Origin of the sequence: Neisseria sp. P0009.S010, from assembly GCF_051958545.1 — a bacterium.
GTDB lineage: Bacteria > Pseudomonadota > Gammaproteobacteria > Burkholderiales > Neisseriaceae > Neisseria > Neisseria subflava_A.
Window position 1 is genome coordinate 1 of record NZ_JBQCVH010000009.1, and the last position, 18,152, is coordinate 18,152.

Below are 18,152 nucleotides of genomic sequence, written 5' to 3' on the forward strand. Positions count from 1 at the left end.
TATTCGAAACAAAAACAGCCGAAAACCTGTGTTTAGGTTTCGGCTGTTGGGGGAAAGGAATTTTGCAAAGGTCTCAGACTCATTAAAAGCACAAAAAAGGCCGTCTGATTTTTTCAGACGGCCTCTATGGTTTAAAAAGATGATAAGGCTATTTCCCGGCTACTTCTTCATCTTTTATAAAATCCGATACGCCATGAACACAGCGGATTTTGCGTTCCGACAAGGTTGCCTCCAACAAGGCATCGTTTTGCGGCAAAGAATCGCGTTCTGCCTCATTGTGCCAGAGGTGGTACGCAATGCCGGCAAATTTCAAATTATGGCGTTTCATCCCGTTATGATAGCAACGGGCGACAAATTCGCTGTCTTCCCTGCCCCAACCGACAAAGCTATTGTCAAACCCATTGACGGCAAGCGCATCGCTGCGGAAAAAGCCCATATTGCAGGTTTTGATGCCTTTATGTTTGCGGTTGCCTTTTCGGCCTGCCAATTTGGCCAAACAACGGCAGCGCAGGGCGGAAAGCCGTTTTTCTATCCCTGAGCTGAACATAGACAAAGCAGGCAAATCGCCTTCATCCAAAATATCCTGCGTTTTATCCTCAGTCAAAATCACGCGGGAACCCTGTATCAAACGGCCTCTGCGGGCAATCTTCAAATGATCGGCGATAAAAGACGGATCCAAAACCATATCGCCGTCAATCAACACAATATAATCGCTTTTCGCCTGCGCCAACGCACGGTTGCGCGATTCGGCAGCACGAAAGCCTCTATCCGGCTGCCATGAATGCTTAACGGGAATACTTGTCCTGCGGCGGATAAAATCAACCACTTCGGCGGTTTCCTGCCTTGAGCCGTCATCCGCGACAATAATCTCATCCGGCAGACGGGTTTGCGATAAAGCCGATTTCAACACCAGCTCCAAAGCATCGGGGCGATTGTAAGTGGTGATGATGAGGGAGACGGTTATCGTGCGGTTGCGCTCGTAGAGTTTGACATATTTGTAATACGAACCTTGTGCGTTGGAAACTGAAATCGTCAGGCCGTCCGCACCATAAGCAAAACCGCGCTTGAGCAGGTAATTTTTCACAAACGATACGCCGCCATGCAACAAAGCCTTAAACGGCGAACTGTCTTTCTTGAAGCGGTTTTCTTCCGCATACAGTGAGCTATACTGCTGCATTTTCTGAATCAGCCCTTCGGCGTTTTCAAAAGAATAATGTTTCAGACGGCCATCGAGTTGTTTAACCTTGGCTTCCTGCGGCAACACCAAAGACTCATGCACCTGACGGTCGGAAAAACGGCTAAATCTGCGATGATAAAGGCGCGGAATAATATCCGGATACCAGCCGCAGCCTTTAATCAGTCTGCCGTGGTAATGGTTCAGACGGGAAAGCGAAAAAATATGTTCCTTCTCATTTTCCAAAACGGCCGCACGAATGGATTCGATTAAAGCCTCATCCGCCACTTCATCACTGTCTATGCTGAAAATCCAATCGTTTTGCGCCAGTCTGGCCGCCAGATTTTTCATCGGGCCAAACCCGATAAAGTCATGCTTGTAATAGCTGACATTGGGAAAGCCCTTAGCAATTTCAAAAGTACGGTCGGTCGAGCCGTTGTCCAACAGCAGGACTTCGTCAAAGTCTTTCAGCGCACTCAAAACTTCTGAAAGATAACGTTCTGAATTTTTTACCAACATGGCGGCGGTTGCCGGAATTGTGTGCATCATAAAAAGGCCGTCTGAAAAAGGAAGCTGTATTTTAACCGATATACCGCTACAATATGTCCTCCTTTTTTCAGACGGCCTGACCCATGCAGCTTATTCTTGCCCCCATGCAGGGGCTGGTGGACGATGTGATGCGCGACCTGTTGACGCGCATTGGCGGATTTGACGAATGCGTCAGCGAATTTGTCCGCATTACGCACACGGTCCACTCACGCGCCACTTGGCTTAAATATGTTCCCGAAATCGCCCATGCCAACCGCACGCCGGCCGGCACGCCCTGTACTGTCCAACTTTTGGGCAGCGATGCGGAAAACATGGCCGTCAATGCTTTAGAAGCCGTGCGTTTCGGGGCGGACAAAATCGACCTCAACTTCGGCTGCCCCGCACCGACGGTCAACAAACACAAAGGCGGCGCGGTCTTGCTCAAAGAGCCCGACTTGATTTACCACATCGTCCACACCCTGCGCCAACGCCTTCCGCAACACATTCCGCTGACTGCCAAGATGCGGCTCGGTTATGAAGATAAAAGTCTGGCATTGGAATGTGCTTCCGCGATTGAAAACGGCGGCGCATGTGCATTAACCGTCCATGCGCGCACCAAAGTCGAAGGCTACGAACCGCCGGCACATTGGGAATGGGTGCGCAAAATCCGCGATGCAGTCAGTATTCCCGTTACTGCCAACGGCGATGTATTCAGCCTTCAAGACTATCTCGACATTAAAACCGTCAGCGGATGCGACAGCGTGATGCTCGGGCGCGGCGCAGTTATCCGTCCCGACTTGGCGCGGCAAATCAAGCAATATGAAAACGGCGAAACAGTCAAAGATACCGACTTTGCCGAAGTCTCCTCATGGATAGTCCAATTCTTCGACTTATGCCTTGCCAAAGAAGCCAACAACAAATATCCGGTTGCCCGCTTGAAACAGTGGCTGGGCATGATGAAAAAAGAGTTTGAACAGGCGCAGGTATTGTTTGACCGTATCCGCGCCGTTAAAGAAGCGGATGAAGTAAAACAGATTCTGCTGTCATTTGAACAAGAGATGCATTCATGATTCAAAAAGGCCGTCTGAATTTCAGACGGCCTTTAATATGATTACTGACAGATATAATCAGCCAACAGTCTGCCTTTTTCTGCACTGGCTGCATTAGCCATATTCACCTGTCTGGTCTCAGGGCCATTCTTGGATTTCAGGGCTTCACCATATTTTCTGGCAAACTCTTTATTGGCACTGGTCACCCTTGACTCAGTGGAATCCAATATAAAACCGTCTTGCTCATATTTGCCTTGCGCAGTAATAATCAAGATATTTTCAGGCGAAGGATAATCCGGAAAATTAACATAGTTGGTAACCAGCTTGTAGGAAACGCCTTTGCCGTGTTTCATATCCTGACAGATGCCGTTAGGCGCGGTAAAGACTGCATGGCCGATCCGACTACGTCCGAAATCGTAAAAATCGACTCTCTTAGCAGTAGCCAACAGTTTTCTATCATTGTCGTCATTAATATTTAATGACTTGCCGTTTACCAAAAACAGGGTTGGCAACAAGGGGCTGCCATAAGATGCTTCCAAATTATATGCTTCGCCCAACAGCTTGCCCTGACGATACACTGTCAAGACAGGCTTTTTCAGACCATTTTCCGGATTACCGGTTTTCTTAAAAGAAATCTTCTGAAGTACATTGCCAAATTCATAATAAGGCCGCGACTGCACGCCTGTTTTCGCATCCTGCAGGGCGCTCCAGTCTCCGTCCGTCGTTTGGGCGCATGCAGTCACAGCAGCAAACAGAATACCCGATAGTAAAACTTTAGAATGTTTCATTCATAAACTCCTTCTCAAGTAAACAAAAGAACGGATGTGTGCCTTTACTGCCTAATTTTGTTTCTTTCTTTATTAAAATTTTAGAACTATTGCACTAAATTAGCAAGGGATTAAACAACAGGCCGTCTGAACATTCAGACGGCCTTGATTAAGCTCAAATTTTAAGAAGCCAAAACGCGGTGGAACAAAATCTCATTTTCTAAATGGATATGGTCTTTCAAATCATCCACCATCTCTTTGGCCAAAGTGTACAAACGGGTCCAGCTGCCGCAAGCGCCTTCGGGAAGCTCAAAATTGTTGGTCAATTCTTCCAAACGCGCGATGGCTTGGTCGTGTTCTTCATGCTCGTGCATCATCACGCTGATGGGCATTGCTGCACCACGACCCACACCCTGATTAATCATCGGGAACAACATGCGCTCCTCTTTCATCATGTGCATCAACAGCTCGTTTTGCATATAGGCCAACAAATCAGGAACTTCGGCAGGGAAAGTATCGGCATGAACCTGCGCCACTTTTTGCGCCAGCGGAACCAACTCTTCAAACTGGGCGCGGTGGACATTGTGGTAACGCTGCAGGATATGGTCAATCGTAGAATTGAAAGGTGCGGTTTCCCAAACGGTAAAGTCGGTCATGGCTGTGTTCCTTTAAAGATTGATATTGGATGAATGTTAGACATAAGGATACACGCTGCAAACGGCTTTGTATAGTTTTTTAATTGCTTAATTAATTGATAATAAAAGTTATTTTCAAAATTAAAATACCAAACAGGCCATCTGAAACATAAAGTCAAAGTTTCAGACAGCCTGCCCTTTTCTTAAATAATCCAACGATATAAGGCAATCATTACCGGCATGGTTACCACGCAAAGCAAGGTCGTCAGCCCATAAATCGCGCTGGCTTTTTGGGCATTTTTGCCGTAAACAACCGCCATTTGGGTAACTGTCGAAGCGGCAGGCGAAGTCGTTGCCAAAAAGCTGATTAACACAACCGTATCCGCATGCGCATCATGATGGGCAAAACCGCAAACTTTGACGGCGAAAAGCAATAATACCGGAATCAAAATCAGCCTTAAAAAAGCAACGAGATAAAGCCTCGGCGTCCACATAATCGAGCGTAGCGGCAAGGAAGCTAAAAGCATACCCGCCACCAACATGGCAACCGGGCCAATCATACCGCCCACCGTCGCCAAAGTATTATCGACAATGTGCGGCAGCTTGATTTGAAAGGTAAACATTAGCAGCCCGACCAGCATGGATAAGATGTTGATATTGGTGAAAATGGTTTTCCAAGCCACATTGCCTCGGCCGCAAATCAACAGGCGCAGATGCGTCCAAAATAAAAACGTCTGCACCATGATAAAACCGCTGGTGTAAATCACCCATTCCGCACCAAAGACCGACATTACCAAAGGGATAATCAGGTTGCCCGAATTGCTGTACACCGTCGCCGCGTGTTCGAGTGAATCGAGTTTGAACAAGTGTTTAAACAACCTGCCCAAAACAATCAATACCACATGGAAAAACACCGCCAGCATGACGGAAAGCTTAAGCCCTTCGATAATCTGCGGCGTATTGTCCATCTGAAAAGCGTGAATCATGACGGACGGGCTGATCAGGTAAAGCGCGATGACGGAGAGCGTGTAGCTGTTTTCCGATTTCAACAGCCCTGCCTTCACCAAGGCCACGCCCATCAAAACAATCAGCGTCAGCTCGGTAATTTTTCCGGCAAGCAGGAAAGAGGTTTCCATAATAAAAAAAGCGGCAAAAACGTTGATTTTACGCTTCTACCGCTTCGCATGCCAAATTCAGACGGCCTGAAGCCTTTTTCCAACAACCCGACATAATTTGCCCTACCGCAAAGCAAATCAATATAAATCTGTCTGTATATCCGCTATAATCAGCCATTTTCTTCAAACAGGAAACATCATGTCCCCCAGCCGTTTCAATCAAACGGGCCCCAAAATCGGCCTGAGCGTACGCCTTGCAGAAACCCAAGCTGAAATCGAAGCCGCCCAAAGATTGCGCTATCAAGTTTTTGCCCAAGAATTGGGGGCGGAAATCGAAAGCGATGACGGCCGCGATGTCGATCCTTATGATGAACATTGCCACCACCTGCTCGCCTTCGACGATGCAACCGGCGAGGTAATCGGCTGCTACCGCCTGATTACCGAAGAAACCGCAAAAAAAGTCGGCGGCTGGTATAGCGAGCATGAATTCAACCTTGAGCCTTTGAAAGACATCCTGCCGCAAACCGTCGAACTCGGTCGCGCCTGTACTCACCCGGACTACCGCAACGGCGGCTTGGTCATGCTGTTGTGGACCGGTTTGGTCAAATTCATGAAAGACGAAAACCTGCGCTTTATGATTGGTTGCGGCAGTATCGAAATGCGCGACGGCGGCAACGATGCGGCGGGCCTGTATCATGCTTTGAAAGACAAATACCTCGCTCCGGAACAATGGCGCGTCAAACCGCTCAACCCGCTCAAATGGGACAGCATCACGCCGTCTGAAAATCCGCCTGTACCCGCACTGATCAAAGGCTATCTCAAAGCAGGCGCGTGGTTCTGCGGCGAGCCTTGCGTCGATGAAGCATTCAACTGCGCGGATGTGCTGATCATGATGGACATCAGCCACCTTTCCGACCGCTACTTGCAGCGTTTTGCCCCTAAAACCGATTCATAATAAAAGGCCGTCTGAAACTTCAGACGGCCTGCCTAATCTTTATAAAAACACACACAATGACTGCCAAAATCCGTTTTATCTTCCGTCTTCTCTGCATTGCCGGCTGCCTTTTGTACGGCATGGCCGAAATGTTTTTTCTGTTTCCCTTTTACAGCAGCAAACGCAAACTGCGCGCGATCCAATTATGGTCGCTGCGCGTGCTCGCTTCCTGCGGCATGAAACTGCAAACTTTCGGCACGCCGCCGCAAGAAGGCCGCGGCCAAATGCTTATCAGCAACCATATTTCATGGTTGGATATTATGGCGGTCAACGGCGCATTCCCCGGCCGTTTCGTGGCTAAAGACGATGTAGCCAAATGGCCGGTGGTCGGTTACCTCGCCACGCAAGCGCAAACGGTTTACGTCTCGCGCAACCGCGGCATCAAAGGCAACTCCGCCAAAATTGCAGGCGTGACCGAAGCACTGAAAAACGGCGATACCGTCACCATTTTCCCCGAAGGCACCAGTACCGAAGGCCGTGAAATCCTGCCGTTCAAACCCAGCTTTTTTCAGACGGCCTACGATGCAGGCGTACCGATTATTCCGGCACTCTGCCGCTATCCGAATCCGGACGGCAGCAGCCCTAATCCGCACACTGCCTACTACGGCGACATCAGCCTCTGGCAATCCATCTGCATGGTCATCAGCCAGCCCTCCAGCACGGTCGAGCTGCATTTCCTCGATCCGATTGAAGCGGGAGAAGACCGCTACGCCACCGCGCTTCACGTACACGCCCTGTTGAGCGAAAAGCAAAAACAGTTGGGCTGATCAAACAAAAGGCCGTCTGAATATTCAGACGGCCTTTTCCATTATCTTATGTCTGCTGAAAATAAAGTGCGGTTAAAAACGGAATAATTTTTAACCGTACTTTCAATCAGTTTAGCTACAAATAACTAAAAATCTTCTGCATATTGCATAAAGTCAAATTCGCCCTCAGCACGTGAGAATAAATGAGCAGCATAACGATCTATTACCTCTGCTGGATTCGTTAACTTTTTAATACCCATCACATCCGCTCTTGGTATCACATAAACATTACGCTCATCATTATGTGAAGACACAAATAATTGATATCCTGTTTTACTCCAATCGTCATTGGCACGGGTATCTAGTAAACATCTTAATTCAAAATATTTTTCGCCATCATTGAATTTATCATCGTCATAGCTTTGTCTAAAAGCATGATGAAATTTCTGCTCTAAAAATTCAGTATATTCAGGAAGAGCAACGCCATGGCTATCTTCAAAACCTTCTATAATTGAATGAAGAGGCATCAAGAGAAGTGACGGAAGATTGCTCTTATAAATATTAGGAACAATACTTTCTGCACTACACCATCTACTACTAAGGTATAACCATGAATCAAGGATTTCCTGAGGAATAAAGGCTACTTCCTCTAAACCTCTATCATGATATGGGTTATATTTAATATAGTACACCACATCATTAATAATGATGCCAAATTGTGTAATATCATCCATAACTGGAATTTCTGATTTTTCTATTGCATAAAAGAATTTCCCTTTAGTTAAATATTGACATGTTATTGGCATGATATTTTTAAAAGAGGATATTAATTTACTATTAACCTCTCCTGAATTTAAAAAATTAAGCCCATCATACTCTCGAGTAATATCGTCTATGTTTAATTTATCATGTTCAATATTTTTAAAACTATAAAAAACATAAGTAAAATGTTTTTCTAAATCATCTTTATTGAAAAACTTCATATCTATTTCCCTTTGCTTATTTCCTTAATTTTCTTATTAACTAAATCTCGCATCATTTCTTGTCTTCGAGCAAGGAATTTTCTGTAGTTAGGCGAAATATCTTTCCCTTCCTTAACATAGTGCGCCCAACCAGAAGTACCAGTTTCTATTTTAGATCCTTTTGAAGAATTTAAGTATTTTGGTAAAGGTTGCAAGTTCTTAGGATGATTCATTAATTCGTTCTAAACATGTTTTGGTAATTCATCAAAGCCAGGAATCCGTTTAAATTCAACTTGAGGTAAAATATGATCCACTGATTAAGATGAATATTGCACTGAATCGCTACCGCTTTTCTTTTGAATAAATTCAATTTTGTAGCCGTCCGGATCTTCAACAAACGCAATCACAGTCGTGCCGTGTTTCATCGGACCGGCTTCGCGTACCACTTTGCCGCCCATCTCTTTGACACGTTCACACGCCGCATAAGCATCATCGACTTCAATCGCGATATGGCCGTAAGCATCGCCCAAGTCGTAAGACTCGGTATCCCAGTTGTGGGTCAGTTCCAAAACAGTATGGTCCGCTTCATCGCCATAACCAACAAAAGCCAAAGTAAAACGGCCTTCAGGATAATCGCGGCGGCGCAGCAGTTGCATATTCAATACGTTTTGATAGAAATCCAAAGAGCGTTCGAGATTGCCGACACGCAGCATAGTATGAAGCAAGCGCATGATTTTGTTCCTTTCTGAATTATGTTTGGTCATGGATTATAACACATCGGGCATTTGCCCCCCTCATCTTAGAAAATGCCGATACATACACCGTGTAGAAATGAAGCGTATCCTCTATCGCCATTTGAATTTCATGTATTAACAAGCACACCGACTGACTAAATTGCTATAATCGCCACACTTACAACACAACACTTCAAACCGTCATGAAAACCTTTGTTCTTCCCGATACCCGCCCTTATCCGCAAAGCCCTATCAAAAACTACCTTCTGCTCAATGCCTATCAGCTGGCACACAACTCCTCCTCCGCATCACGCAAGCTTTCGGCCGGCCAACTGCAAACCGAAATCCGCACCATGCTCAGCCAAAACCATTACATCAACCTTTCATTGGCGATGACCATGGCGCCCGATGTCGGCACTTACACCAGCCTGATTCAAAGCGTGGGCGAAGTCCTGAAGGCAGAAAACGATAACGAAGCCCAATGGTTTGCCCTGCCTGTCGTTTTGGTCGCCGGTTGCAAAAAAGAACAAACCCTGCCGCTCACGCTGCCTACCGAAGCCCTCTTCGCCTGCCTGCAAAACTACCCTAATCTGCGCGCCCTCACGCAAAACACGCAATGGCTGCCCTACCTCGTCCAATCTACCGATTTGAGCAGCGTTACCCCGGGCGAATGGTTCCAAGCCAAGCAAAACGATGAAGCGGCAGGCGCATTCCTGCAAAAATTCGAATACAAACCATTGACGCTGCCCGAAGGTCAATCCGTCCATGTTGTTTACGCGCTGGGCTACGGCAATAAAGACATTCAGACGGCTTTGGGACTCAACCTGCAACAGGCAGGCCTGCCATTGATGCAGGTTTGGCAAGAGCATCTCGCCCTCGACGGCGTTACCCTCTTTACTAACCCGCTCTCGCCCAATACGCCGCTTGACGCGCTTACCGACGGCAGCCACACCCGCCAACGCATGGCCATGGACGTTTTTGCCACCAACGCCATCCGCGCCATCCGTATGCAAAGCCCGCGCGTCGGCGTTGTTGCCGCTGCAAAAGCGGACGGCAAACTCCAGTTCAGCTTCAACGCGACCGACAGCGCGTTTGAAATCGTTCCGCAGACCTTCACTTGGGAGCTGGCATCAACCGACAATATCGCTATCGTTCAGCAAAACTTCCTCGACCTGATGGCCGAATGCCGAATCGAGCACCTCTACCTGCTGCACGACCCATTGGGCGAAAACGAGAACATCCCTACTTATGCCCAAGCGTTGAAACTAGAAGGCCATAATCCTTTCTTCAGCAATGTAAACTAAATTGAAAATGCAACACGCCAAGGCCGTCTGAAAACGGTTTAGCGTGTTGCATTGATTTTCAAACCTTACCGCTCATTTTCACAAACATGAAAACCCACAAAATCCTTTTCGTCTGCCTCGGCAACATCTGCCGCTCCCCCATGGCCGAATACGTCCTGCGCCATCGCGCCCGCGAAGCAGGCATGGGCAATGCTGTCATTACTGCCAGCGTAGGCACATCAGGTTGGCACGACGGAGAAGACATGCACGAAGGCACGCGCCGCGCACTCAAGCAACACGGCATCGACCCGTCAGGCTTTACCAGCAGCAAAATCAAACCCAGCGATGCCGAGCATTTCGACTACATCATCGTGATGGACGACAACAACCTCAGAGAAACTGAAAAGCAGCTCGGTTTCCACCCTGGCAAAATCTTCAAACTGACCGACCTTATCCCCGATTCAGGGTACAACCACGTTCCCGATCCGTGGTACACGGGCGACTTTGACGAAACCTACCGTCTGGTCGATGCCGGCAGTTTGGCCTTGTTGGAAAAATTGAAACAGGCTTAAACCGACTTTAACAATAAAAGGCCGTCTGAACAGATATTTGCAAAAGCCATGCTTTCGTGATGACCTGTTCAGACGGCCTTTATTGATTGCCGTATCAACCCACGCGGTAAAACGCCAGGCTGCCCAATAAATTCGGCAGATGTTTGACCTGTCGGTTGCCCGTCATGACCGCACGCTCAAGCACACGGATTTTGTTTTTGGCACACAGTAAATCAAAATCTTTGAGGGTACACCAATGGATATTGGGCGTATCGTACCAATGATACGGCATCCGCTCGGAAACCGGCATATGGCCACCGACGGCGATTTGAAAGCGGTTGCGCCAGTAGCCGAAGTTAGGGAAGCTGACGATGGCCTGTTTGGCCACGCGCATCAGGCAGCGCAGGATTTTTTCCGTGTTCTGCATGGCTTGAATGGTTTGGCTCAAGACAATCACATCAAAACTTTGATCGCCAAATGCCGCCAAACCCTCTTCCAAGTCGGCCTGAATGACGTTTACACCGCGGGTCATGGCGGCAATCACGCTGTCGGTATCGATTTCAATGCCATAACCGGCACAGTTTTTATGCGCTACCAACGCGGCCAGTAGCTCGCCGTCGCCGCAACCTAAATCGAGTACGCGGCTGCCTTCGGGTATCCAATCGTAAATGAGTTGCAAATCGTCGCGCAGATTCATTGTTGGCAGTCCTTGTAAACGTTGTTCATGTAAGCGGTAACCGCGCGGATATAGGCTTCGTCTTCCATCAAGAAGGCATCGTGGCCGTGATTGGATTTGACTTCGATGTACTGCACGGATTTTTGCGCAGCGATTAATGCCTTGACCAATTCATGCGAACGTTGCGGCGAGAAGCGCCAGTCGGTGCTAAAGCTCGCGACAAAAAATTTGGCCTGCACATTCTCCACGGCTCGCGTGAGGTTGTGGCCATAATCGGCGGCCGGGTCGAAGTAGTCGAGTGCCTTGGTCATCAGCAGATAAGTGTTGGCATCAAAACGGCCGACAAACTTGTCGCCTTGATAGCGCAGATAAGATTCCACTTCAAATTCAACGCCGTAGCCGTACTGATAGCCGTCTGATTTTAAAATGCGGCCGAATTTTTTACCCAAACCGTCTTCGGCAAGATAGGTAATGTGCCCCATCATGCGCGCGATACGCAAACCGCGTGAAGGAACGGTATGATGGCTGCGGTAATTACCTTCGTGGAAATCGGGATCGGTCAAAATCGCCTGACGGGCAACATCGTTAAACGCGATGTTTTGGGTGGAAAGTTTGGGCGCAGAAGCGATAACGAGCGCGTGGGCAACGCGTTCGGGCAAAGAAATCGTCCATTGCAATGCCTGCATGCCGCCCAAGCTGCCGCCGACAACGGCCGCCCATTTTTGAATGCCGAGATAATCGGCAAGCATGGCTTGGGACTTCACCCAGTCTTTGACGGTTACAACCGGAAAATCCGCACCATATTCGCGGCCGGTTTCAGGATTCTCGGACAAAGGGCCGGTGCTGCCGTCGCAGCCGCCCAAGTTGTTCAAACCGACCACAAAAAAGCGTTCGGTATCGATAGGTTTGCCGGGGCCGACCATATTGTCCCACCAACCGGCGTATTTATCCTCCGCACTGTGCTTGCCGGCAACATGATGATTGCCTGATAAGGCGTGGCAGATAAGGACGGCATTGCTTTTGTCGGCATTGAGCGTGCCGTAGGTTTCAATCATCAGGTCGAAACGAGGTAAGGTTTTGCCGTTTTCCAGAGCAAGCGGTGTGTCAAACGGAATTTTCCGGGGCGTTACAATGCCCACTGAGGCATTTGTTGTCATTTGTAATTTCCAAGTGATGCGGCAAAAGGGGTATTATAACGTTTCGTTTTTGTTTTGTGCATGAGGCTTCAGACGGCCTGCCCTAATTAGAGGCAATATTTTTGGGAGGATGTGGAATGATAGGCAGGCTTTTGCGATTTTTTTTCTTTTGCGCCATCGCGGCATTGATTGTGAACCGTCTGTTCAGCCGCCAACAAAAGCGCACCATTCGGGAAATCGCCAAAATCAGCGCGTGGGTATTGCTGGGGGCGGCGGCGGCTACGCTGTTTTGGTATCTGATAATGCTGTTTTTCAAGCATATTCCCAATTCTTATTGAAATAAAATATAAAAGGCCGTCTGAAAACCTTAATCCAGCGTTTTCAGACGGCCTTTTGATGTTCAAATTTAAAACAACTCTTCCGGAATCTTGCAAACCGGAATCGGATTGACTTTGTGCTGCATGGCTTTGTGCAATCGGGTATAGATTGCCAAAACTTCGCGCTGCCTGCCTTCAAAATCTTCAGGCTTGTGGCTTTCGTACACGCTCATCGCCCATTCCAGTTCGGGATAAGACGCGCCCATTTGCTCTTCATCGGTACGCTCGGTATCCCAAAGGCCGTCTGTCGGTACGGCTTTTTGAATGTCTTCCGATACGTCCAACTCGGCTGCCAGCGCGTACACTTGAGTTTTGGTCAAATCGGCAATCGGGCTGATGTCCACGCCGCCGTCGCCGTATTTGGTGAAGAAACCGACGCCGAAATCTTCAATTTTGTTGCCCGTCCCCGCCACCAGCAAACCATGCAGCTGGCCGTAATAATAAAGCGTCGTCATGCGAAGGCGGCTGCGTGCATTGGCCAGTGCCAGCTGTTTGTTGGGAAATTCGGTTTCGCTGACGTCAACGGTATCGGCAAACGTATCGAACGCCGGAGTCAAATCAACGCTTTGCGCTTTTACGTTAGGATAACGCTGTTTCAGACGGCCCATGTGTCCTTGTGCGCGGTTGACTTGGTCGGATTTCTGACGAATCGGCATTTCCAACAACAAAACCGACAAACCGGTTTGCGCGGCAAGTGTGGAAACCACGGCAGAATCGATGCCGCCGGATACGCCGACGACAAAACCTTTGGCACGCGCCTGCTCGGCGTAATCTTTGAGCCATTGAACGATATGGCGGATGATGGCTTGGGTTTGCATAGGGATAAATGTTCGCTTCAAATAAACCGAATGATAGCCTGATTTGCACTTGTCTGAAAGACGACAGGGTATAATGCTTCTTTTATTTCTTGCACACACACCATGTCCAAACCCATTCTTTTGCGCTGGCTCGCCGTCTGCCTGATTCCGCTTGCCACCCTTTTGTGGTTTGCCCTCAACCCGCCCGAAGACAAAACGCAACACCTCATCAACGGCATCATCCTTGCCTGCGAAGCCACGTTCCTATTCAAATTCGTCCTCTTTGACGTCATCAAACACCACCTCAAACAAGAGCCCGAATTGAAACGGCAAAGCATATGGATGTTTATCCCGATTGTTTTGCTGATTGTTTATTTGTTCCACTATTTCGGCGCATTCTGATGTTTTCAGACGGCCTTGGGCATATTTTCCCATGAACACTCCCCTACCTTATACCTGCTGGATTTTCTGCAACGTCATCGACAACTTCGGTGACATCGGCGTTTCATGGCGGCTGGCGCGTATTTTGCAACGCGAACTCGGCTGTCAAGTGCATTTGTGGACAGACGATTTCCCGTCCCTTCAAGCACTTTGTCCTGATTTGGCCTCGATTCCCAATATTCATCAAGGCATCGGCATTCACGCTTGGCAAGCCGACCATGCCGAAGATACCGATACAGCCCCTACCCCCGACATTGTCATCGAAACCTTCGCCTGCGAACTGCCCGACAACGTTCAATCCATCATCCGCCGACACCGACCGCTTTGGCTCAACTGGGAATACCTCAGCGCGGAAGACAGCAACGAGAGGCTGCACTTAATGCCCTCGCCCCAAGCCGGCGGCATACAGAAATACTTTTGGTTTATGGGTTTCAGCGAAAAAAGCGGCGGCCTGCTGCGCGAACGCAATTACGCCGAATTTGCCCGCTTTGATACGGAAACCTTACGCCGACAACTCAAACTTCCCGCAAAAAACACGCTCGAATGGCTGCTTTTCGGCTATCAAAGCGATATTTGGGCAAAATGGCTGACCATGTGGCAACAGGCCGGCCAACCCATTACCTTGCTGCTTGCAGGTACACAAATCATCGCCAGCCTGAAAAACAGCGGCCTAGTGCCGCAAAACACCATGCTTGAAGACGGCGATGTATATCAGAGCGGACACGTTACCCTGATCAAAATCCCTTTCGTTGCCCAACAAGATTTCGACAAACTGCTCAACCTTGCCGACGGCGCCGTCATACGCGGCGAAGACAGCTTTGTTCGCGCCCAGCTCGCCGGAAAACCTTTCTTTTGGCACATCTATCCGCAAGAAGAAAATATCCATCTCGACAAGCTGCACGCTTTTTGGGACAAAGCGCATCAAGTTTACCCGGATGTTGTCGCCACGGCACACCGCCGCCTTTCCAACGAACTCAACAACGGCGAAGCACTCAGCGACAGCCAGCGCCTGCAAGCATGGCAAACCCTGACGGCACACCAAAACGAATGGCGGCAAAGCGCGGCAAAATGGCGGGACGGACTTTTTGCCCAAAAAAGTGCCGTCGAAAAACTTGCCGCCTTTATTTCAAAGCACAAAAAAATACGCTAAAATAGCGCGTTTTATTACAACCGATTTGATTGGAAAACCACAATGAAAACAGCACAAGAACTGCGCGCCGGCAACGTATTCATGGTCGGCAACGATCCTATGGTCGTTCAAAAAACCGAATACATCAAAGGCGGCCGCTCTTCCGCCAAAGTCAGCATGAAACTGAAAAACCTGCTGACCGGTGCCGCTACTGAAACCATTTACAAAGCCGACGACAAATTCGACGTCGTGATCCTGTCCCGCAAAAACTGTACTTACAGCTACTTTGCCGACCCAATGTACGTCTTCATGGACGAAGAATTCAACCAATACGAAATCGAAGCCGACAACATCGGCGACGCGTTGAAATTCATCGTTGACGGCATGGAAGACCAATGCGAAGTCACTTTCTACGAAGGCAACCCAATCTCCGTAGAATTGCCTACCATCATCGTTCGCGAAGTTGAATACACCGAGCCTGCCGTTAAAGGCGATACTTCCGGCAAAGTGATGAAAACCGCACGTCTGGTCGGCGGCACTGAAATCCAAGTGATGTCTTACATCGAAAACGGCGACAAAATCGAAATCGATACCCGTACCGGCGAATTCCGCAAACGCGCCTAATCAGCCCGTAATACAAAAAGGCCGTCTGAAACAAGTTTCAGACGGCCTTTTATCAATCTGCCTTATTGTTTCTTCAAGCCCTTGGCTTCGACAGTGGCAATCGTACCGTCAATGCCTTTGCTCTTAATCAGCTCGCCAAATTGATTGCGGTATACCGTTACCAAGCTGGTACCGTCCACGCGGATGTTGTAAATCTTATACACACCGCCGCTTTGGTAAAGTTGGTAAGCCACCTCATACTTCGTACCTTTTTTGGTTTGAATTTCCGAGAAAACGTCAAACTTATTGCCGTTTGCCGTCATCTTCGGCAACAGGCGCACATTTGCATCCGCCGCGCCAATTAACGCGGAATGCGAGTACATCGCAATGACCATATCTTTGAATGCACGGATAAAATCGGTTTTCTGCTTGGCAGAAAATTCACGCCATGGCGCACCGACCGCCAAAGCCGAAATACGCTCATAATCCAAATAACGGTTGGCATACTGCTCAACCTGTTTCACGCGTTGCGCCTCTGTCAAAGACGTATTGCGTGCAATTTTCAACACGGCATCAATGTTCTGCTGCATCTGCTTTTGTGCCGGATGCGTTTCCGCCGCCACATAAGGCGCGGCAATTACCATCGGCGCGGCCACAATCAAAGTCTGAAAAAAACGGTTCATGACAATATCCATCCAAAATAAAACCGCATTGTAAAAACAATCTATTCCAAAAAACTTAATTCTTTGTAAAAGCAGGCATGAGCAATGAAAAATCCTGCAATTAAATTTCAGACGGCCTGATAAAAATAAGATAACATATAAACGTTATTTTCAAAGGAGGAAGCCATGCCCTACGTCAACATCAAAGTAACCGGCGGCAACGAAGCCCCGAGCGCGGAGCAAAAAGCCGAATTGATCCGCGGCGTCACCGAATTACTCTCACGCGTTCTCAACAAAAACCCTGAGACAACCGTCGTCGTCATCGACGAAATCGATATGGACAACTGGGGCATAGGCGGTAAAAGCGTGACGGTTCGCCGTGCCGAAGCGCGCAATAAGTAAGCCTTGGCCGTCTGAAACCCTTTTAATTTACCCGCAAAAAGAGTACATTTATCCCATTGTTAACAATTTTACGGAACACACATCATGGAGAAATTTCCCAAATCATCCAAACTGGACCACGTTTGCTACGACATCCGCGGCCCGGTTCACAAAAAAGCCCTGCAACTGGAAGAAGAAGGCAACAAAATCCTCAAGCTCAATATCGGCAATCCGGCTCCGTTCGGCTTTGAAGCGCCTGACGAAATCTTGGTTGACGTCATCCGCAACCTGCCGACTTCGCAAGGCTACTGCGACTCCAAAGGCCTTTACTCCGCACGCAAAGCCATCGTCCACTACTACCAAACCAAAGGACTGCTCGACGTTACAGTCAACGACGTTTACATCGGCAACGGCGTCTCCGAATTGATTACCATGTCCATGCAGGCGCTGCTCAACGACGGCGACGAAATCCTGATTCCCGCACCGGACTATCCTTTGTGGACCGCCGCCGCGACACTGGCAGGCGGCACCGTCCGCCATTATCTATGCGACGAAGAAAACAACTGGTTTCCCAACCTGGCCGACATAGAAGCCAAAATTACGCCTAAAACCAAAGCCATCGTCGTCATCAACCCCAACAACCCGACAGGCGCGGTGTACAGCAAAGAAATCCTGCTCGAAATCGCCGAATTAGCGCGCAAACACGGCCTGATTATTTTTGCCGACGAAATTTACGACAAAATCCTCTACGACGACGCAGTACACCACCATATCGCCGCGCTCGCCCCCGACCTCCTGACCGTGACATTCAACGGCCTCTCGAAAGCCTACCGCGTTGCCGGTTTCCGTCAAGGCTGGATGATACTCAACGGTCCGAAACATCATGCAAAAGGCTATATCGAAGGCTTGGACATGCTCTCGTCTATGCGCCTTTGTGCCACCACACCCATGCAACACGCCATTCAGACGGCCTTGGGCGGATACCAAAGCATCAACGAATTCCTCCTCCCAGGCGGCCGCCTGCTCGAGCAACGCAACAAAGCATGGGAACTGGTCAACCAGATTCCCGGCATATCCTGCGTCAAACCCATGGGCGCATTGTATATGTTCCCTAAAATCGATACCGAAATGTACAGCATCCACGACGACATGAAATTCATCTACGACTTACTCGTACGTGAAAAAGTCCTGTTCGTCCAAGGCACAGGCTTCAACTGGATACGCCCCGACCACTTCCGTATCGTTACCTTGCCGCCCGTTCATCAAATTGAAGAGGCCATGGGCAAACTCGAACGCTTCCTGCAAAACTACCGTCAATAAACCTAAACAAAGAGGCCGTCTGAAAAAGCAAACCGCTGTTCAGACGGCCTTTTTAATCAAACAGCAACTTGGCAAAGCCCGCCGACATGCGT

At 48.7% G+C, this 18,152-nt stretch carries 22 protein-coding genes; 11 read left to right on the plus strand and 11 right to left on the minus strand.

Annotation, left to right across the window (positions count from 1 at the left end; all coding sequences use genetic code 11):
* Positions 1–148: 148 nt before the first annotated feature.
* Positions 149–1,723, minus strand: coding sequence for a glycosyltransferase family 2 protein (locus ACTHSN_RS09325; protein ID WP_107791896.1), 1,575 nt, complete (start codon positions 1,721–1,723; stop codon positions 149–151).
* An 83-nt stretch (positions 1,724–1,806) separates the two neighbouring features.
* On the opposite strand from ACTHSN_RS09325, the gene ACTHSN_RS09330 reads away from it, so the two are divergent.
* A complete protein-coding gene (locus ACTHSN_RS09330; RefSeq protein ID WP_049333384.1) occupies positions 1,807–2,772 on the plus strand; it encodes a tRNA dihydrouridine synthase in 966 nt (321 codons plus the stop codon).
* Positions 2,773–2,813: 41 nt separating this feature from the next.
* Here the strand turns inward: ACTHSN_RS09330 and ACTHSN_RS09335 are convergent, their stop codons facing one another.
* From ACTHSN_RS09335 to ACTHSN_RS09345, 3 genes are all read right to left on the minus strand, one after another.
* Positions 2,814–3,539, minus strand: coding sequence for a hypothetical protein (locus ACTHSN_RS09335; protein ID WP_070460044.1), 726 nt, complete (start codon positions 3,537–3,539; stop codon positions 2,814–2,816).
* Between the two features lie 161 nt (positions 3,540–3,700).
* Positions 3,701–4,174 carry an iron-sulfur cluster repair protein DnrN gene (dnrN, locus tag ACTHSN_RS09340; protein ID WP_004519850.1) on the minus strand — a complete coding sequence of 158 codons (474 nt, stop codon included), beginning with the start codon at positions 4,172–4,174 and terminating at the stop codon, positions 3,701–3,703.
* Between the two features lie 182 nt (positions 4,175–4,356).
* Positions 4,357–5,289, minus strand: coding sequence for an AEC family transporter (locus ACTHSN_RS09345; protein ID WP_440365275.1), 933 nt, complete (start codon positions 5,287–5,289; stop codon positions 4,357–4,359).
* A gap of 178 nt (positions 5,290–5,467) precedes the next feature.
* Here ACTHSN_RS09345 and ACTHSN_RS09350 point away from each other — a divergent pair, with 178 nt between their 5' ends.
* Positions 5,468–6,223 carry a GNAT family N-acetyltransferase gene (locus ACTHSN_RS09350; RefSeq protein ID WP_101755559.1) on the plus strand — a complete coding sequence of 252 codons (756 nt, stop codon included), beginning with the start codon at positions 5,468–5,470 and terminating at the stop codon, positions 6,221–6,223.
* A gap of 56 nt (positions 6,224–6,279) precedes the next feature.
* Complete coding sequence (locus ACTHSN_RS09355; protein WP_049322297.1) at positions 6,280–7,029, plus strand: lysophospholipid acyltransferase family protein; 750 nt, start codon at positions 6,280–6,282, stop codon at positions 7,027–7,029.
* A 125-nt stretch (positions 7,030–7,154) separates the two neighbouring features.
* On the opposite strand, the gene ACTHSN_RS09360 is transcribed toward ACTHSN_RS09355, so the two are convergent.
* The 3 genes from ACTHSN_RS09360 to gloA form a co-directional block, all read right to left on the minus strand.
* Positions 7,155–7,991 carry a hypothetical protein gene (locus ACTHSN_RS09360; RefSeq protein ID WP_440365276.1) on the minus strand — a complete coding sequence of 279 codons (837 nt, stop codon included), beginning with the start codon at positions 7,989–7,991 and terminating at the stop codon, positions 7,155–7,157.
* A 2-nt stretch (positions 7,992–7,993) separates the two neighbouring features.
* Positions 7,994–8,203 (minus strand): hypothetical protein, encoded by a 210-nt coding sequence (locus ACTHSN_RS09365; RefSeq protein ID WP_063075460.1) that lies wholly within the window; start codon positions 8,201–8,203, stop codon positions 7,994–7,996.
* Between the two features lie 84 nt (positions 8,204–8,287).
* Positions 8,288–8,701, minus strand: a complete 414-nt coding sequence (gloA, locus tag ACTHSN_RS09370; RefSeq protein ID WP_003685011.1) for a lactoylglutathione lyase — start codon at positions 8,699–8,701, stop codon at positions 8,288–8,290.
* Between the two features lie 206 nt (positions 8,702–8,907).
* On the opposite strand from gloA, the gene ACTHSN_RS09375 reads away from it, so the two are divergent.
* Both ACTHSN_RS09375 and ACTHSN_RS09380 read left to right on the plus strand, forming a co-directional pair.
* Complete coding sequence (locus tag ACTHSN_RS09375) at positions 8,908–10,008, plus strand: conjugal transfer protein (RefSeq protein WP_070460028.1); 1,101 nt, start codon at positions 8,908–8,910, stop codon at positions 10,006–10,008.
* Between the two features lie 86 nt (positions 10,009–10,094).
* Complete coding sequence (locus tag ACTHSN_RS09380) at positions 10,095–10,559, plus strand: low molecular weight protein-tyrosine-phosphatase (protein ID WP_070460025.1); 465 nt, start codon at positions 10,095–10,097, stop codon at positions 10,557–10,559.
* A 94-nt stretch (positions 10,560–10,653) separates the two neighbouring features.
* Here the strand turns inward: ACTHSN_RS09380 and metW are convergent, their stop codons facing one another.
* Positions 10,654–11,235, minus strand: coding sequence for a methionine biosynthesis protein MetW (gene metW / locus ACTHSN_RS09385; RefSeq protein WP_049322294.1), 582 nt, complete (start codon positions 11,233–11,235; stop codon positions 10,654–10,656).
* Positions 11,232–12,371, minus strand: coding sequence for a homoserine O-succinyltransferase MetX (gene metX, locus ACTHSN_RS09390; protein WP_003747142.1), 1,140 nt, complete (start codon positions 12,369–12,371; stop codon positions 11,232–11,234). The genes metW and metX overlap by 4 nt, the downstream gene beginning before the upstream one ends.
* A 116-nt stretch (positions 12,372–12,487) precedes the next feature.
* On the opposite strand from metX, the gene ACTHSN_RS09395 reads away from it, so the two are divergent.
* Positions 12,488–12,688: a protein MIGRI gene (locus ACTHSN_RS09395; protein ID WP_070460022.1), complete on the plus strand. Its 201-nt coding sequence runs from the start codon at positions 12,488–12,490 to the stop codon at positions 12,686–12,688.
* Between the two features lie 68 nt (positions 12,689–12,756).
* On the opposite strand, the gene nadE is transcribed toward ACTHSN_RS09395, so the two are convergent.
* Positions 12,757–13,545: an NAD(+) synthase gene (nadE, locus tag ACTHSN_RS09400; RefSeq protein ID WP_070460019.1), complete on the minus strand. Its 789-nt coding sequence runs from the start codon at positions 13,543–13,545 to the stop codon at positions 12,757–12,759.
* A 102-nt stretch (positions 13,546–13,647) separates the two neighbouring features.
* Between nadE and ACTHSN_RS09405 the strand changes: the two genes are divergently transcribed.
* Genes ACTHSN_RS09405 through efp form a run of 3 tightly spaced genes read left to right on the plus strand, consistent with a single transcriptional unit; the run spans position 13,648 to position 15,718 of the window.
* The gene (locus tag ACTHSN_RS09405) at positions 13,648–13,926 is read left to right on the plus strand and encodes a hypothetical protein (RefSeq protein ID WP_003747149.1); all 279 of its coding nucleotides are present in this window, start codon (positions 13,648–13,650) and stop codon (positions 13,924–13,926) included.
* Between the two features lie 31 nt (positions 13,927–13,957).
* A complete protein-coding gene (gene earP, locus ACTHSN_RS09410; protein WP_070460016.1) occupies positions 13,958–15,115 on the plus strand; it encodes an elongation factor P maturation arginine rhamnosyltransferase EarP in 1,158 nt (385 codons plus the stop codon).
* A gap of 42 nt (positions 15,116–15,157) precedes the next feature.
* Entirely contained in the window at positions 15,158–15,718 is a 561-nt protein-coding gene (efp, locus tag ACTHSN_RS09415) for an elongation factor P (protein WP_036490530.1), read from the plus strand.
* A 62-nt stretch (positions 15,719–15,780) separates the two neighbouring features.
* On the opposite strand, the gene ACTHSN_RS09420 is transcribed toward efp, so the two are convergent.
* A complete protein-coding gene (locus tag ACTHSN_RS09420) occupies positions 15,781–16,380 on the minus strand; it encodes an MlaC/ttg2D family ABC transporter substrate-binding protein (protein ID WP_070460013.1) in 600 nt (199 codons plus the stop codon).
* Positions 16,381–16,545: 165 nt separating this feature from the next.
* On the opposite strand from ACTHSN_RS09420, the gene ACTHSN_RS09425 reads away from it, so the two are divergent.
* Complete coding sequence (locus tag ACTHSN_RS09425) at positions 16,546–16,761, plus strand: tautomerase family protein (protein ID WP_049333410.1); 216 nt, start codon at positions 16,546–16,548, stop codon at positions 16,759–16,761.
* 84 nt (positions 16,762–16,845) lie between these two features.
* On the plus strand, positions 16,846–18,060 hold the full coding sequence (locus ACTHSN_RS09430; RefSeq protein ID WP_070460010.1) for a pyridoxal phosphate-dependent aminotransferase: 1,215 nt from the start codon (positions 16,846–16,848) through the stop codon (positions 18,058–18,060).
* Positions 18,061–18,152 lie beyond the last annotated feature (92 nt).

What these genes read in the sequence shown, in the direction of transcription:
- ACTHSN_RS09380 (WP_070460025.1), top strand. Translation starts at nt 10,095, where the DNA reads ATGAAAACCCACAAAATCCTTTTCGTCTGCCTCGGCAACATCTGCCGC.
- ACTHSN_RS09350 (WP_101755559.1), top strand. Translation starts at nt 5,468, where the DNA reads ATGTCCCCCAGCCGTTTCAATCAAACGGGCCCCAAAATCGGCCTGAGC.
- ACTHSN_RS09430 (WP_070460010.1), top strand. Translation starts at nt 16,846, where the DNA reads ATGGAGAAATTTCCCAAATCATCCAAACTGGACCACGTTTGCTACGAC.
- earP (WP_070460016.1), top strand. Translation starts at nt 13,958, where the DNA reads ATGAACACTCCCCTACCTTATACCTGCTGGATTTTCTGCAACGTCATC.
- ACTHSN_RS09325 (WP_107791896.1), bottom strand. Translation starts at nt 1,723, where the DNA reads ATGATGCACACAATTCCGGCAACCGCCGCCATGTTGGTAAAAAATTCA.
- ACTHSN_RS09420 (WP_070460013.1), bottom strand. Translation starts at nt 16,380, where the DNA reads ATGAACCGTTTTTTTCAGACTTTGATTGTGGCCGCGCCGATGGTAATT.
- ACTHSN_RS09405 (WP_003747149.1), top strand. Translation starts at nt 13,648, where the DNA reads ATGTCCAAACCCATTCTTTTGCGCTGGCTCGCCGTCTGCCTGATTCCG.
- nadE (WP_070460019.1), bottom strand. Translation starts at nt 13,545, where the DNA reads ATGCAAACCCAAGCCATCATCCGCCATATCGTTCAATGGCTCAAAGAT.
- ACTHSN_RS09395 (WP_070460022.1), top strand. Translation starts at nt 12,488, where the DNA reads ATGATAGGCAGGCTTTTGCGATTTTTTTTCTTTTGCGCCATCGCGGCA.
- gloA (WP_003685011.1), bottom strand. Translation starts at nt 8,701, where the DNA reads ATGCGCTTGCTTCATACTATGCTGCGTGTCGGCAATCTCGAACGCTCT.
- metX (WP_003747142.1), bottom strand. Translation starts at nt 12,371, where the DNA reads ATGACAACAAATGCCTCAGTGGGCATTGTAACGCCCCGGAAAATTCCG.
- ACTHSN_RS09355 (WP_049322297.1), top strand. Translation starts at nt 6,280, where the DNA reads ATGACTGCCAAAATCCGTTTTATCTTCCGTCTTCTCTGCATTGCCGGC.
- ACTHSN_RS09330 (WP_049333384.1), top strand. Translation starts at nt 1,807, where the DNA reads ATGCAGCTTATTCTTGCCCCCATGCAGGGGCTGGTGGACGATGTGATG.
- ACTHSN_RS09425 (WP_049333410.1), top strand. Translation starts at nt 16,546, where the DNA reads ATGCCCTACGTCAACATCAAAGTAACCGGCGGCAACGAAGCCCCGAGC.
- ACTHSN_RS09365 (WP_063075460.1), bottom strand. Translation starts at nt 8,203, where the DNA reads ATGAATCATCCTAAGAACTTGCAACCTTTACCAAAATACTTAAATTCT.
- metW (WP_049322294.1), bottom strand. Translation starts at nt 11,235, where the DNA reads ATGAATCTGCGCGACGATTTGCAACTCATTTACGATTGGATACCCGAA.
- ACTHSN_RS09345 (WP_440365275.1), bottom strand. Translation starts at nt 5,289, where the DNA reads ATGGAAACCTCTTTCCTGCTTGCCGGAAAAATTACCGAGCTGACGCTG.
- ACTHSN_RS09335 (WP_070460044.1), bottom strand. Translation starts at nt 3,539, where the DNA reads ATGAAACATTCTAAAGTTTTACTATCGGGTATTCTGTTTGCTGCTGTG.
- ACTHSN_RS09360 (WP_440365276.1), bottom strand. Translation starts at nt 7,991, where the DNA reads ATGAAGTTTTTCAATAAAGATGATTTAGAAAAACATTTTACTTATGTT.
- ACTHSN_RS09375 (WP_070460028.1), top strand. Translation starts at nt 8,908, where the DNA reads ATGAAAACCTTTGTTCTTCCCGATACCCGCCCTTATCCGCAAAGCCCT.
- dnrN (WP_004519850.1), bottom strand. Translation starts at nt 4,174, where the DNA reads ATGACCGACTTTACCGTTTGGGAAACCGCACCTTTCAATTCTACGATT.
- efp (WP_036490530.1), top strand. Translation starts at nt 15,158, where the DNA reads ATGAAAACAGCACAAGAACTGCGCGCCGGCAACGTATTCATGGTCGGC.